Here is a 14,258-nt window from a genome sequence, read left to right as displayed (position 1 = left end):
TACACTTTTCATGTCTTTTAGAAGTGTTGGCGTGACATAGAATCCATTTTGAGCCAAATTAATAGCAGGTGTCATAACTTCTTCTAATGTAAGATTTCCCGATCCATACTTTTCGAAAGCATATATTTCCAATTGAAAATGAGCAGGATTTGCAACGCTTCTATGATTTTATGATTCATTTTGAAAAAAACACAAATGTTAAGTTTATAGAAAATAGTAATTATAATGAAGCTACAAGAGATGTAAATAATAATAAGGCAATTTGTTTTATTGATATTTATGATAATGATATTAATTATTTCAGAAATGAAAAAAAAGAAAGTACAGAAAGTAAAGTATTTAGAAATTTATATGAGCAATATATGAAAAAATATACATTTTTACAGTCAATCTACAAATCAAATCCACAACAAATAAAAAATGTCCTGGATTATGAAATAAAAATATTTTTAATAAATGAAGGTATAAATGCAAAAGAAGTAAACTCTTTTACTTATTACACCTTTGCCATACTGGTGCTAATAATTTTATACATATCCAGTCTTACTTCCACGGCCATGTATAAGGAGAGATTCTTACATACAATGACAAGACTTAAAGTTTCAAACACAAAAAAAATCAATATATTATTGTCGAAAATAGCATTAGGAATAATTGTAGGAGTGCTACAAATAATTATAGTTTACATAAGTAGTACTAAGTTTTTAAAGGTAAATTGGGGAGAAAATTTACCATATATTTTCATGGTATTAATGAGTCTTGTAGTTTTTAGCTCCGTACTTGGAATATTTATGTCCATGATTTTTTCAGATCAAAAAACTGCTTATACAGTCAACAATATATTAATTATAATCATGGGATTTTTAGGTGGTTCTTATGTACCTATGTGTTTAATAAAATCAGTAAGAGTAACTAGTTTTCTTGCACAAATTATGCCAAGCTATTGGGCAAATATATCTTTACTTGGTTTATCTTATAATGTGCAAACAAAATATTATATTATTTCAATATGTATATCCTTAGGTTTATCAGTTTTAATGTTAATCATAGGAAATTTAATATCAAAACTAAAGGTAGGTGGAAGTTTTGATTAGATTAATAATAAACACTATGAAGGTATTGATGAAAAAGAAAAGCTACATAATAGTTGGAATTATTATACCTGCCTTTATAATAGTATTTTTTAGTTTCGAGTTTGGAGGAGAGTACAAATTTAAGGTGGGAGTAATAGATAATGATAACTCCTATACATCAAAGGAAATAATAAAAACTATTGATGATTTAGAAGATATTGAAAGTGTAGAAATAAAAGCTGAGGATTATAAAATTTTATTGATAACCGAGCAGATCCAGATGGCTATAATTATAGATGATGATTTTCAAAATAAGCTACTAAGTTCAGAAGAAAATGAAATAAAGATAAAATCTATTAATGAAAGTGATGTTAAATCAGTAGTTAAAACTATGGTAGAGTTGAAGTGTGAAGACTTATCTATGATTGCAAAAATGAGTAACAAAGATATAAATAAATTCAAAGAAATAAACCAGGATTATAATGACAAAACTACGAGACTTAGTTTAAATGATGTGGATGAAGAAAGACCAAAAATAGAAAATTCATTGGGATTAATCATATTTGTTATATTTATTGTTGGAGGAAATATTGCTAATTTTTTAATTGAAGATGAGGAAAATAAAACAAAAACAAGAATACTTAGTTCGGGAATAAGTAAATGGAAATATTATCTTTCGTTGGTTTTTGTTTTTTATATAATGTCATCTATAACAATTTTAATTTACTATGTATTGTCAAAAATTTTTAGAATAGATTTTGGAATGGAAAATACCTTGAATTTTTTAATTGTTATGCTACTTCTAAATCTTGTTGCTCTAAGTTTTAATTTATGTATAGTTACTTTTACTAGGAGTAGATATACCTCTGGCATAGTGAATGTACTTATAATGGTTCCTTGCTGTATGTTAAGTGGAGTGTTTTGGGATTTTCATATAATGCCAGGAAAATTACAAACGATAGGTCAATTTATGCCAACCAGATGGGTTTATATTTGTATCGAAAATCTACAAAGAACTAATAGCTTAACTAGTATAAACATATATTTAAGTGCAATGGTTATTTTATCAATTATATTTTTTGTTATAAGTTTTATTAAATTAAAAGTAAATAGAGAAGTTTAGTATTTTATAATAAAGAAAAAGGTTGGACTAAATAGTAGTTCAACCTTGAATTTTGACTAATTTTCTTTGTTGTCAGAGTCTAATGTAAAGTACAATCCTTTAGTAACTACATGAAACTTATTATCTAAGAAATTACAAAGAGTTTGAATAATGCCCAAAGTATCTGCGTTTACAACACCAACTATTCTTTGTTGTATAAGTAGTTCATAGTAACTATTATCTACATCTTTTATTGGAAAAAGAGCATTGGGAGCATCTACGTAAGCTTCCACGCCAGGAAGAACCTTACCTTCATCATCATAAGCCAATTGGAGATAATCTTTTGGTCTAGTTGCAAGATTAATAGAGTATTTCTTTTCACCACAATTAACATGAACTTTATAATTATCCTTAAATTTTGCACTGCAAGAATTATTTTTTGAAATATCATTTTGGTTAAAAATTTCTCTAATTTCATTTTTATCAAATTTATAAATTACTCCAATTTCAAATCCTCCAGAACCACCAAAGCTACCTCTTACCATAATCTCATCTTTACCATCATTCGTGAAATCTCCGCAAAACAGTTGCATATCATAACCTGAATAAGGTAATTGTATTTTAACTGGGTATCCAACATCAGGCTTCACAACTAATTCAAGGTTTTGACTATAGGAGCTATTTTCATAAGGAAAAACTCCTACTAAAATGGCTTTATCTTGGGAGTGTTTATCAACTATATTTGCAGAGACACTATCCACAACAACTTTATTATTAGAATCAGACATAATAATCCCCCATTTACATTAAATTTATATCTTCTTTTAACTTATGAAGTTAAATTGTGTTATGTTAATATTATTAATAATATTTAAAAGGGGTGATGAAAATGACAGATAGAAATTTAACGTTAAGAGTGTTGGATAAAACTTATGCAGTATGCTCGCTGAGTAAAGGTGAGGAAATTCCAGTATGGGCATTAAGTGGAGATTTTTTATCAATAACAAAAACAGAAGAGGAGTTATCGATAGTTTGTGAAGAAAAAAATGTAACACAAGGTATAAAATATGAAGGCAATTGGAGAATATTAAAAATAGAAGGACCACTAGGTTTTTCATTAGTAGGGATACTTGCTAAAATTGCCAATATTATGTCTGAAAATAATATATCTATATTTGCCATATCAACTTATGATACAGATTACATATTTATAAAACAGGGTAATATTAATAAATCAGTTGAGGTATTGAAAAAAGAAAATTATAATGTTATTTAATCAAGCTAATTAGGAGATGAGACAATTGAGAAAAGATAGAGTAAGGATATTATATAAAAATAATTTTGAAAGAATAGTAGAAGAAAGTAACGTCAGAAACTTTAGTGCTTTAATAGGTTGGATGGAAGATTTTAATGAAGGTAATCAAGTACCAACATTAGTTTTATTTGGTAGAGACTTGGGAAGTAATTTCTCTATTAATAAAAGTAATGTTAAAGAAATTGAATTTATGGATTAATATAAAAAAGGAATTGCAAATGATTTTGCAATTCCTTTTTTTATTGTAAGGAAATTAGCATTAAATTTTGTTTTAAAAGTTATAATGAAAATGTTTAATTAGTTTTGTTTCGTAGTATTTTATATGGTTTGTTGATAAAATATAAAATTTAATCTATTAAAATGGAGAAACAGATGTATCAGAAGAGAAGGAAAAATTTTATTTTTAAAAGATTATTGACATTTGGATGCAAACTGTTATATTCTGTATATGAATGATATACACAGAATATAACGGAGAGGATAAAATATGGATATAATAGTTTCAGATTCATCGCCAATAGCTCTTTATGAGCAAATAAAAAATCAAATTATATCTCAGATTGTTTCTAAAAATTTATTACCTGGACAACCCTTGCCATCAATTAGGACTTTAGCAAGAGAGATTAAGGTAAGTATAATCACTGTAAAAAAGTCCTATGAGATTTTAGAAAGTGAAGGATATATAGAGACCGTTCCATCAAAAGGTAGCTTTGTTTCAGCAAAGAATACAGAAAAAATGAGACAACTAGCCATATATGAATGGGAGAATAAATTAGAAGAAATAGTGAAGAGAGCAAAAGAATTAGATATATCCTTGGATGAGGCAATGGAAATTTTTAAAGAATTATATAATCTAACAGATTAAGTGGGGGACATTATGAATGCAGTAGAAATTAAAAATTTAGAAAAATCTATGGGTGATTTTAAATTACATATAGATAGTTTAGAGATAAAAGAAGGATTTGTCACTGGCATTATAGGGACAAATGGAGCAGGTAAAACAACCTTAATGAAATTAATAATGAATATACTAAACCAAGATTATGGTAAAATAAAAATTTTTGGTGAAGACTTTGACAAAAATAAAAAACATATTAAGGAATTAATAGGATATTTAGGGCATGAAACTTTATATCCAGTAGATTTCACACTAGAAGATATAAAATCAAGCATAAGTATATTTTATAAAAACTGGGATGAAAAATTATTTAGAGATTATATTGAAGATTTTAACTTAAATTTACAAGAAAAATATAAAAATCTATCAAAAGGACAAAAAGTTAAGTTTGATTTAGCTATGATTTTATCTTATCATCCCAAATTAATAATTTTAGATGAGCCTACAGCAAATTTAGATCCTATATTTAGAGGGGAGTTTTTACAAGTTCTTCAATTACAAATGGAAAAAGATTTGTCTACACTTATTTATTGTACTCATATAACTAGTGATTTAGATAAAATAGGAGACTATTTTATAGCAATGGATAAAGGCAAAATCATTTTTAATGAAGATATCGAAAATATAAGGAATAACTATGTAATTGTAAAAGGAAGAAAAGAATTATTAAATGAAGAGACAGAGGAAGTATTCCAATATGTAACAGAAAATGAATTTGGATTTAGAGGTATTTCAAATAATAAAATAGAAGTTCAAGATGTATTTGGGGAAGAAGTTTTATACGAAAGACCTAAAATGGAAGATATATTAATACTTAGTAAGGGGAAGAGGTAATGACTGATATAAAGAAATTATTGAAATTCGATTTGAAATTTTTAAAAGGTTATTATAAGTCGTACATATTTATAGCTTTATTTATGCTATTTGTTTTTGGAAATATGGTATTTAATATGGGAGCTTTAATATTAGTTTTCTATTACAGTTTGGATACTGATGAGAACTATAAAAAAGTTAATAGTTTAGTACAAACTCTTCCTATAAATAATAAAGAGTATATTTCTTATAAATATATTTCCTCATTTATGCAGCTAATATTAATATTAATAATGTTTTTAATTGCAACTATTTTAATATTAATATCAGAAAAGATTTCTACTTTAAATTCAGACATATTTTTACTGTCTTGGGTAAGCAATCATATTATAAAAGGAAATGGAATTCAAGCAAATTATTTTATAAGATTTGTAACAGAATTATTTATGGCAATAGTTACTATTTGTGTAATTATTCCTACCAAATATAATAAAAGTAAAAAGCAAAGAGTATTAACATGGCTCATATTACTATTTGTAAATAGTATGGTAGGAACTTGTTTAACAAAAGATTATACATGGGTAATATTTGATATTTTAAGTAAATTTAATGAAATATTTATAGTTCTATTAGAGATTGTTTTAAGTCATTTCTTTATTAAAATATCTTTTAATAAATCTTTACAATTATATACTAAATCTGAAATTATATAAATGAAAATATAATAAGTATTGAAAGGGTTATAACAAAATAAAAGAATTGTTATAGCCTTTTTATATTTGTAGAAAAATAAATTTAACAACCTCTTAAACCTACAAACATAAAATATAACATAAGACAAAATTAGTTATACAGGGAGGTGGCTGTATGAACTTATATGAAGAAGCTTCTTCCATAGTTAAAAGACTATCTTTAGAAGAAAAGTGTAAATTTTGTTGTGGGATAGATTTCTGGGAAACCTTTGGTATAGAGAAATTTAATATTCCATCCATTATGCTATGTGATGGTCCTCATGGTCTTCGTAAAGAGGACCCAGAGAATTTTATGCTTATTAGTACTAAAGTTGTAAAATCTACATGTTTTCCAACAGCCACGGCTTTGGCTTCTACCTTTGATGAAAAATTAATAAATAGAATGGGGAAGGCATTAGGTGAGGAGTGTAGGAAAGAAGATGTGGCAGTACTTTTAAGTCCAGGAATTAATATAAAAAGACTACCTATTTGTGGGCGAAACTTTGAATATTTTAGTGAAGATCCTTACCTAAGTGGTAAAATGGGGGCAGCACTAATTAAAGGAATACAAAGTAAAGGTGTTGCAGCTTGTATAAAGCATTTTGCAGCAAATAACCAAGAAAAATATCGTATGACTGTTAATTCCATTATTGATGAAAGGGCACTTAGGGAAATATATTTGAAGGGATTTGAAATTGCCATAAAAGAATCTAATCCTTGGTCAGTAATGATGGCATATAACAAATTAAATGGTCATTATTGCAGCGAAAATAAATATTTGATTCAAAGTGTACTTAGGAATGAATGGAATTACAAAGGATGTATTACTAGTGACTGGGGAGGAGTTAATAACATTATTTCCAGTATAAATAATGGGTTAAATATAGAGATGCCAGGATACAAAGATGATTACTATAAAGTTTTACAAAATGCTGTAAAAAATAATGATATCAATGAAGAAATATTGAATAAGTCTGTTTCAAGAGTTATTGAACTAATTTTAAAATATAAGGAAGGTAAAAAAATACCTTATAAATGTAATTTTCAAGAGCATATTAATTTAGCAGAAGAAATAGCTGAAAGTAGTGCAGTATTATTGAAAAATGATGATAATATTCTCCCGGGAAATAAGTTACAAAATATTGGAATAATAGGAAGGCTTGCAAAAGAACCTGTATATCAAGGCTTGGGTAGTTCCAATGTTAATCCTAATACGATAGATAATGCATATGATGCATTTATAAATAATAACTGTAATATCCATTATGCAGACGGATATTCTTTAAAAAATGATGAAATTGATGAATTATTGGTAAAAGAATCTATAGAAATAGCAAAAAATAAGGATATAGTTTATTTATTTGTAGGACTGCCCAAATATTATGAAGCAGAAGGTTATGATCGTAAAAATCTAAAGTTGCCTAATTCACATAATAACTTAGTTTATGAAATTAGTAAAATCAATAAAAATCTAGTAGTAATATTACAAGGCGGATCTGTTATGGAGATGCCGTGGAGTCATATACCAAAGGCCATATTATTAACTCATTTAAGTGGATGTAGAGGAGGTAATGCCACAGTAAACTTACTATTAGGAAAGAAAAATCCTTCAGGAAAGCTAAGTGAAACTTATGCAAATAAACTAGAAGATTACCCTTCAATGAGGTTTTATCCTGGAGATAAAGATAACTTAGAATATAGAGAAAGTATATTTGTTGGATATAGATATTTTGATAGTACTAAAATTAAAGTTAAATATCCTTTTGGTTTTGGCCTTTCTTATACAACTTTTCAATATAGTAATATGAAAGTACGATATAATAATAAAAATAATATAGAAGTATCTATAACTATCACCAATAGTGGAAATATGGAAGGAAAAGAAGTCATTCAACTTTATATTTCATGTTTAAATTCAAAACTATTTAGAGCAAAACAAGAATTAAAAGGATTTAAAAAAATAAATTTGATGCCTAAGGAAAGTAAAGAAGTAACATTTATCTTAGATGAAGATTGTTTTACTTATTATAATATTCAAACAAATAAGTTTGAAGTAGAAGAAGGACAATATGCTATAAATATTGGTTCATCATGTAGAGATATTAAATATTCCACTGTAATAAATAAAAAGGGAAGTAATGTAAAAACACCAGATTACAAAGGAAAATCACCAGTTTATTATGAGTTATATAAAAAAGAACTGAATCCAAGTAAGTTAGAATTTGAAAATATATATGGCAAAGAATTACCAATAGCTACAAATCCGCCTTATCCATTTACTATGAACTCTACTATAAACGATATTAAAAATGCTTATGGTGGTAATTTGATTATATCAGCCATAAATAAAAAGGCATATAAGGTTATAAATGGGGACAAATTAATGGAAATTACAGTAAGAGAATCATTAAATGACCAACCTTTCAGGTTAATGGTTATGGCAACTAGAGGAGCTATAAGTCGAAAATCAGTACTAGGATTTGTAGATTTGCTAAATAAACATTATGTTAAAGGTTTATTACAAATTTTAAGAAATACAAAACGACTTTAAAAGAATAGAAGGCATTTTTATTGGATAAATTATAAATAAAATATCATCAAGGAGAATCATATTATGGATAACAATAAAAATAGAATGAAAGACAGACCAAAATCAAATCCAGAACTTAGAAAAATGTATTCTGAGCATGGTGCTGATATTGGAATAGAGAATGGACAGAAAATTGGTGCAAGAGATTGTGGTACAAATAAAACTAAAACAGAAAAACTTTATCATAAAGCAAAGAAAAAAGATTAACATAAAAAAATCGTATCAAATTTAAATTGATACGATTTTTTTATGTTAAATAGTTATAAAGTAAAATATTAGTAAATATGTCTGATTTATTCACTTTTAGGGAGAAAAAGTCATATAAAAGTATATGAAGAAACAATTTTATTGTCTAACTTAAGGTCTAGATGATAAATAAAGTATTCATTATATTTACATGCAATTATTAAGGAGGAATTTACTTGAGTATTGACTTAAATGAAAAAGTAAGTGGAAAGTATTGGGTAAGAAAGATTATTAATGATAATAAAGGTTCTATTTTAAATAAAAGAATAGTTAATAGAGATACAAGAATTGAATATATAGAGTGGTTATCACCTATAGAAGGTGAGAATTATCGAGAGTATATGCTAAATTCACCGTATCTATTAGAAAAACTAAATAATAATGGGTTTCCATTGAAAAAAGAAGATTTAAGTTTTTGGCCACAAAGAGAGCCTGTTTGGGATGGAATTGGATTGGCTACTATGAATGATTCACAAGAAAAAATGATAGTTTTAGTAGAAAATAAAAGTAGCATAAAAGAATTAAGAAGTAAGTTAGCATCTACTAATGAAAATAATAAAAGATTAATATTAGATTCAATGAGAGAGACTTATGATGAGTTAGGTGCTAAAGGTGACTTTAATAAATGGTTTGATACTTATTACCAAATAGCAAATAGATTTACATTTATGCACCAACTTATGAAAAAAGGATATAAAGTAAAGTTAGTTTTTCTAAATATTGTTGATGATCATATGTACAAAAACATATCTAAATCTCAATGGGTAGAAGAATATTGCAAAATGTTAAATGAATTTATGGGAGATAGATTTGTGCCAAGAGATGCACTAATTATTGATTTAAATGTACATGAAGATAAATAAAACATTAAAAGCGTATTGTTAATTCAATACGTTTTTTGTGTATTAATAGAGGGAAATACCGGAGATATAATGAATTTATTATAGAAATATATTTAAATAAGGAAGTGTTTTTATGTATAATGAAGAAATTCAAATAGTATTGGCTTATGATGAAATTGATACAATAAAGGACTTATTTACAGAATATAGAGATATGCTGGTAGAAACATACAAGTATGTGGAGGGTATTAGTTTTTGTTTTACAAGTTTTCAAAAAGAGTTAGATACTTTACAAGAAAAATATGCTCTACCAAAGGGAAAATTATATACGGCAAAGTATAAAGGCAAAGTCGCTGGATGTGTAGGGCTTAGACCATTAGATAATAATTATTGTGAAGTAAAAAGATTATATGTTAGAGATGAATTCAGAGGTTTAGGAATCGGTAAGCTACTTATGAAATCAGTAATTGAGGATGGAAAAAATTAAGTTATGATTTAATGGTACTAGATACTTTTTCATATTTAGAAAGAGCTGTAGATTTATATTATAAACTAGGATTTGAGGTGACAAAAAAATATTATGATAGCCCAATAAAAGATGTAATTTATCTAGGGTTGGATTTAAAAAATAAAGCTAACTAGAAAAATAGTATTGATTTCCAAAACGTATCTTGTAAAAAATATGAAAAAATCCAACTTTATCGTTGAAAAAGATTGACTATACCGTGTTAAAGGACTATCCTTTAAAAGTATTTGCATACAAAAAACATGGGAGGTCATTAAAATGATGGACAAAATGAAAAAAATATCACAGTCAGAGGTTTTTACCAGGCATACTACTTATTGCTGTGACAGCAATTTCAGTATTAATTGCAAATAGTAATTTTAAAGGAGTTTATGATGAAATTTTTCATCATATTAATTTAGTCGGGAATTTTAATTTACATGCAATAGTAAATGATTTTTTAATGGCAATATTCTTTTTATATGTTGGATTAGAGATAAAAAAAGAAATATTAGAAGGATCTTTATCAAGCTTTAAAAAGGCTTCTTTTCCTGTTATTGCATCACTTGGAGGAGTAATTGTTCCCGCAATAATTTTCATGATAATAAATAGAAATACTAAATATTTGCCAGGTGTGGGAGTAGCAATATCAACAGATATAGCCTTTGCAATTTGAATTTTTATGATATTTAAATCTAAGTTGAATTCAAATTTAAAAATATTTTTATTATCTTTAGCAGTTGTAGATGATTTAATTTCTATTTTAGCAATAGTATTTTTATATTCTGCAAAAATCAATATGAGAGCAATGTTGATCTCAGCTGCAATATTATTAATACTAATGACAATAAATAAAGTATTTAAGGTAGATAATGTATATGTATATTTATTTGTAGGTTTATTCTTATGGTATTTTGTGTATAGTAGTGGGATACATGCTACAATCAGTGGAGTATTGCTTGCAGCAACTATACCATCTAGAAAAACAAAAGGAGAAGAATCTACAGCAGATAGGTTAGAACATAGATTGGGGAAATTGAGTAACTTACTTATATTGCCTTTATTTGCTTTTGCAAATACATCAATAGCGCTTAATTTAAATGTTAATGTGACAGATGCTTCAAATTTAGTAATGGGAATAATGTGTGGTTTAGTTATTGGGAAACCACTTGGTGTTGTATCATTTAGTTTTATAGCAACTAAACTACATATTGCAGAGAAACCAGAAAAAGCTTCATGGATATCAATAACAGAAGTTGCATTACTTACAGGTATAGGATTTACAATGTCAATATTTGTTTCAGAATTAGCATTCTCTTATGATGAGAATGTGATTAATTTGGCTAAAATATCAATACTAACAGCTTCTATGACATCTGTAATATTTACACAAATAGCCTTATATCTAAAGCATAGTTTTGTAGGAGTAAAAATTAAATCTTTAATAGGACTAATGCGTGTAAAGTATTAATTTAAAATATATACTTAATAAAAAAACTACTCTAAAGTGAATAGATTAAGACAATAATAAAAGCTGAGTTTAATTAAAACTTAGCTTTTATTAAATTTCTATAAGTTTATTATTTCAATTTTTCCCCTAGAAACATGAATTTTTCCATCCTTTTCAAACCTTTTTAAAATACGGCTAATTACTTCTCTAGATGAGCCTAGTTCGTTAGCTATACTTTCATGGGTTATATAAAGAATGCTTGAATCTAGAAATCGACTTTGTTCTAATAAATAATTAGTGATTCTTTCATCTAAACTAAAGAATGTGGCTTGTTCAAGAACGTACATTACTTCTGATAATTTATCTTGTGTTAGATTTAAAAGATAATTCATAACTTGAAAATTAGATGAAGCTAGTTTCTTTAATAAAGAACTATCAATTATTATGGCTTCAGCTTTAGTTTGAGCTTCTAGATTTACATCGTAAGTTAAATTTGCAAAAGCACAAGATGCTGATAACATACAGACATCTCGGTCATATAATTTAAATAATGTAATTTGTCTTCCACTAGGTGCAGAAATAAATACTCTAAAATTACCTGAAAGAGTAAGTAAAAGACCTGTACAAGTTGAATTTTTAGAGTGAACAATCTCACCTTTTTCATATTTTGTAACAGAGCTTTTTGAGATTAATTCATTTTTTTCTTCTTCGCTTAAATTTTTAAAAAAAGGAAGAATTTCTTCAAAAACATATTCCTTATTAAACATTTTTCCTCCAATAAATTACTTTTTAAGAATTGATTTAGGAAGAAAATAACTTACTAACATAAATAATATACCTGTTAGAAATAATCCAATATATCCAACATTAAAAAGTGAAGGATAATTAGGAGATATTTTGAATAAAGTTAATTTTCCCAAATCAAATCCTGAAATTAGACCTAAATTATTTAAATATCCATAAGATAGTGTAAATGTAATGGCACCCACAAGTCCGCCTATAATGGCACTTAAGCCCTTTTTGAGATTGTTTGTTCCTGAAGCGCCTACACAAGTTCCTGGACAAGTTCCAGCATATCCAAAACCAAGGCCAAATATAATTCCACCAATAATTACACCTAAATTTAATGTTTTCACACTTAAATGACTAATCTTAAAGATTCCAATAGCATGAGCTATGGATAATAAAACACTTGCAAATCCTATGGCAAATAATATTACTTTAGCTAAGTGTAAATCTTCTAACCTAAGCATGGCAAGTAATTTTTTAGGATTTGTAGCTTGAACTTTATATAAAGCATATCCGAAAAATCCACCTAATAATATGGATAATAGTATTTTCATAATAATTCCTCCTTATTTTCTACTTGATTTTTTAGTGATAATAGCAGTTGGAATAGATACAGCAAAAACAACTCCAGCAAAAACATATCCACTAACACTTGACTGCATCATACCACTCATCATATGGCCGCTAGTACATCCACCAGCAAATCTAGCACCAAATAATAATAAAAAACCACCTAAGAAGAAAGGAAAGTATTTACCTAAAAATCCTTTATCTTCTAATGAACAATTTTCTTGAACTAAATCATCTTCATGTATTTCAGATTCATTAAATTCATTTTTCTTAGAAGTTTTATAAGCTATATAACTTCCAAGGGGAATAGCCAATACAAATACAAATCCATAATTTATGGGATTTATAATTTCCTCAGCTAAAGCGCCCTCGTTTTTATCTAAATAAGCATTTGTACTTTTGTATCCACTTTCTCGAGATGTGTCTTCAGCTATTAAATTTTTATCTACGGAATTATAAATAATTCCTGATAATACTGAAAATTGAGTAGAAACTCCTATGGGTTTTACTAATAATACTGATATAAAAAATGATAAACCTAAAATCATTGCCCCTTTAATCCATTTATTACTTCTCATATTGTCCTCCTAAAAATTTTGTCTTAGCTTATTTAATCATATTATGTCCATTCATTCAGTGATAAAGTTACAAAAAAAGACATTATCAAAATTGATAATGTCTTTTCATATGTATTATCTCCAGCATCTCTTACAAGCTCTATAGCCTTTTGATTTTGCTTGAGATTCTGTCATTTTTATTGCACCTTCCATATTATGTGCCTTAGCTGTTTTATGATAAATTTTAGAAGTTGATTTTCCTCCATTAGCATAAACATATTTAGAAGAAGAATTTGAGCTAGAAGAAGAACTAGATTTAACAGTTATAGTTTTTGACTTAGTAGTGTAACCACTTTTACTTATTTTAACAGTAATCTTAGTATTTTTCTTTTTCTTAGAAATTTTTATTGAGTAAGATCCAGAAGAAGATACAGTAGATTTACCTATTTGTTTTCCACTTACATATGCTTTAACTGTAGCGCCTTTAAGACCCTTGCCAGTTATTTTTGTAGATGAATTATATACTGAATTAACAGTAAAAGTTTTGAATGTTTTTTTCGAAGCCGCTTCTATAACACTTAAATTTCCTGAGTTAAAAGTGTTTAAAGTTGGTGTAATAGACATAGTAAACGCTATTACGAAAGACAAAGTTAATGATTTAAATATTTTTTTCATTATAAACCCCCATAATTATAATTAATGTTTTTATAAAAGAATTTTTATAAAGTTTTCTAGAAAATTATAACACTATAGAGAGGAAATTATCAATATTAGATC

16 protein-coding genes and 1 pseudogene are annotated in these 14,258 nt (G+C 26.8%); 12 read left to right on the top strand and 5 right to left on the bottom strand.

Going from position 1 to position 14,258, the window contains the following annotated elements; translation table 11 throughout:
• Positions 1 to 149 precede the first annotated feature (149 nt).
• Entirely contained in the window at positions 150 to 1,094 is a 945-nt protein-coding gene (locus NSA58_RS07335; protein ID WP_257560328.1) for an ABC transporter permease, read from the top strand.
• Entirely contained in the window at positions 1,078 to 2,196 is a 1,119-nt protein-coding gene (locus tag NSA58_RS07330; RefSeq protein WP_074429895.1) for an ABC transporter permease, read from the top strand. The genes NSA58_RS07335 and NSA58_RS07330 overlap by 17 nt, the downstream gene beginning before the upstream one ends.
• 56 nt (positions 2,197 to 2,252) lie before the next feature.
• Here the strand turns inward: NSA58_RS07330 and NSA58_RS07325 are convergent, their stop codons facing one another.
• Positions 2,253 to 2,963, bottom strand: coding sequence for a hypothetical protein (locus tag NSA58_RS07325; RefSeq protein WP_074078816.1), 711 nt, complete (start codon positions 2,961 to 2,963; stop codon positions 2,253 to 2,255).
• Positions 2,964 to 3,064: 101 nt separating this feature from the next.
• Between NSA58_RS07325 and NSA58_RS07320 the strand changes: the two genes are divergently transcribed.
• The 10 genes and pseudogenes from NSA58_RS07320 to nhaA form a co-directional block, all read left to right on the top strand.
• Positions 3,065 to 3,451: an ACT domain-containing protein gene (locus tag NSA58_RS07320; RefSeq protein WP_074429894.1), complete on the top strand. Its 387-nt coding sequence runs from the start codon at positions 3,065 to 3,067 to the stop codon at positions 3,449 to 3,451.
• A gap of 25 nt (positions 3,452 to 3,476) precedes the next feature.
• On the top strand, positions 3,477 to 3,689 hold the full coding sequence (locus NSA58_RS07315; RefSeq protein WP_039678944.1) for a hypothetical protein: 213 nt from the start codon (positions 3,477 to 3,479) through the stop codon (positions 3,687 to 3,689).
• A 288-nt stretch (positions 3,690 to 3,977) separates the two neighbouring features.
• Positions 3,978 to 4,355 carry a GntR family transcriptional regulator gene (locus NSA58_RS07310; protein WP_039678945.1) on the top strand — a complete coding sequence of 126 codons (378 nt, stop codon included), beginning with the start codon at positions 3,978 to 3,980 and terminating at the stop codon, positions 4,353 to 4,355.
• A 12-nt stretch (positions 4,356 to 4,367) separates the two neighbouring features.
• The gene (locus tag NSA58_RS07305; protein ID WP_039678946.1) at positions 4,368 to 5,222 is read left to right on the top strand and encodes an ABC transporter ATP-binding protein; all 855 of its coding nucleotides are present in this window, start codon (positions 4,368 to 4,370) and stop codon (positions 5,220 to 5,222) included.
• Positions 5,222 to 5,914, top strand: a complete 693-nt coding sequence (locus NSA58_RS07300; protein ID WP_074078817.1) for an ABC-2 transporter permease — start codon at positions 5,222 to 5,224, stop codon at positions 5,912 to 5,914. The genes NSA58_RS07305 and NSA58_RS07300 overlap by 1 nt, the downstream gene beginning before the upstream one ends.
• A 154-nt stretch (positions 5,915 to 6,068) precedes the next feature.
• Entirely contained in the window at positions 6,069 to 8,483 is a 2,415-nt protein-coding gene (locus NSA58_RS07295; protein ID WP_039678713.1) for a beta-glucosidase, read from the top strand.
• Positions 8,484 to 8,546: 63 nt separating this feature from the next.
• Complete coding sequence (locus tag NSA58_RS07290) at positions 8,547 to 8,729, top strand: hypothetical protein (protein WP_039678714.1); 183 nt, start codon at positions 8,547 to 8,549, stop codon at positions 8,727 to 8,729.
• A gap of 215 nt (positions 8,730 to 8,944) precedes the next feature.
• Entirely contained in the window at positions 8,945 to 9,631 is a 687-nt protein-coding gene (locus NSA58_RS07285; RefSeq protein WP_039678715.1) for a hypothetical protein, read from the top strand.
• A 112-nt stretch (positions 9,632 to 9,743) separates the two neighbouring features.
• Complete coding sequence (locus NSA58_RS07280; RefSeq protein WP_079764857.1) at positions 9,744 to 10,097, top strand: GNAT family N-acetyltransferase; 354 nt, start codon at positions 9,744 to 9,746, stop codon at positions 10,095 to 10,097.
• Between the two features lie 340 nt (positions 10,098 to 10,437).
• Positions 10,438 to 11,586, top strand: a pseudogene (gene nhaA / locus NSA58_RS07275) (Na+/H+ antiporter NhaA); the annotation flags it as partial.
• A 98-nt stretch (positions 11,587 to 11,684) separates the two neighbouring features.
• Here the strand turns inward: nhaA and NSA58_RS07270 are convergent.
• The 4 genes from NSA58_RS07270 to NSA58_RS07255 form a co-directional block, all read right to left on the bottom strand.
• The gene (locus tag NSA58_RS07270; RefSeq protein ID WP_074078821.1) at positions 11,685 to 12,332 is read right to left on the bottom strand and encodes a Crp/Fnr family transcriptional regulator; all 648 of its coding nucleotides are present in this window, start codon (positions 12,330 to 12,332) and stop codon (positions 11,685 to 11,687) included.
• 15 nt (positions 12,333 to 12,347) lie between these two features.
• Positions 12,348 to 12,908: a YeeE/YedE thiosulfate transporter family protein gene (locus NSA58_RS07265; protein ID WP_074429893.1), complete on the bottom strand. Its 561-nt coding sequence runs from the start codon at positions 12,906 to 12,908 to the stop codon at positions 12,348 to 12,350.
• Positions 12,909 to 12,920: 12 nt separating this feature from the next.
• Positions 12,921 to 13,502, bottom strand: coding sequence for a YeeE/YedE thiosulfate transporter family protein (locus tag NSA58_RS07260; protein ID WP_039678719.1), 582 nt, complete (start codon positions 13,500 to 13,502; stop codon positions 12,921 to 12,923).
• 114 nt (positions 13,503 to 13,616) lie between these two features.
• Positions 13,617 to 14,156, bottom strand: coding sequence for an Ig-like domain-containing protein (locus NSA58_RS07255; RefSeq protein ID WP_039678720.1), 540 nt, complete (start codon positions 14,154 to 14,156; stop codon positions 13,617 to 13,619).
• Positions 14,157 to 14,258: the final 102 nt, after the last annotated feature.

This window comes from Terrisporobacter muris (assembly GCF_024621905.1).
GTDB lineage: Bacteria > Bacillota > Clostridia > Peptostreptococcales > Peptostreptococcaceae > Terrisporobacter > Terrisporobacter muris.
This window is presented reverse-complemented; position numbering and strand designations above follow the sequence as displayed.

Coding starts and splice junctions, on each gene's coding strand:
- NSA58_RS07255 (WP_039678720.1), bottom strand. CDS start 14,156: ATGAAAAAAATATTTAAATCATTAACTTTGTCTTTCGTAATAGCGTTT.
- NSA58_RS07320 (WP_074429894.1), top strand. CDS start 3,065: ATGACAGATAGAAATTTAACGTTAAGAGTGTTGGATAAAACTTATGCA.
- NSA58_RS07260 (WP_039678719.1), bottom strand. CDS start 13,502: ATGAGAAGTAATAAATGGATTAAAGGGGCAATGATTTTAGGTTTATCA.
- NSA58_RS07300 (WP_074078817.1), top strand. CDS start 5,222: ATGACTGATATAAAGAAATTATTGAAATTCGATTTGAAATTTTTAAAA.
- NSA58_RS07325 (WP_074078816.1), bottom strand. CDS start 2,963: ATGTCTGATTCTAATAATAAAGTTGTTGTGGATAGTGTCTCTGCAAAT.
- NSA58_RS07290 (WP_039678714.1), top strand. CDS start 8,547: ATGGATAACAATAAAAATAGAATGAAAGACAGACCAAAATCAAATCCA.
- NSA58_RS07270 (WP_074078821.1), bottom strand. CDS start 12,332: ATGTTTAATAAGGAATATGTTTTTGAAGAAATTCTTCCTTTTTTTAAA.
- NSA58_RS07295 (WP_039678713.1), top strand. CDS start 6,069: ATGAACTTATATGAAGAAGCTTCTTCCATAGTTAAAAGACTATCTTTA.
- NSA58_RS07305 (WP_039678946.1), top strand. CDS start 4,368: ATGAATGCAGTAGAAATTAAAAATTTAGAAAAATCTATGGGTGATTTT.
- NSA58_RS07265 (WP_074429893.1), bottom strand. CDS start 12,908: ATGAAAATACTATTATCCATATTATTAGGTGGATTTTTCGGATATGCT.
- NSA58_RS07280 (WP_079764857.1), top strand. CDS start 9,744: ATGTATAATGAAGAAATTCAAATAGTATTGGCTTATGATGAAATTGAT.
- NSA58_RS07310 (WP_039678945.1), top strand. CDS start 3,978: ATGGATATAATAGTTTCAGATTCATCGCCAATAGCTCTTTATGAGCAA.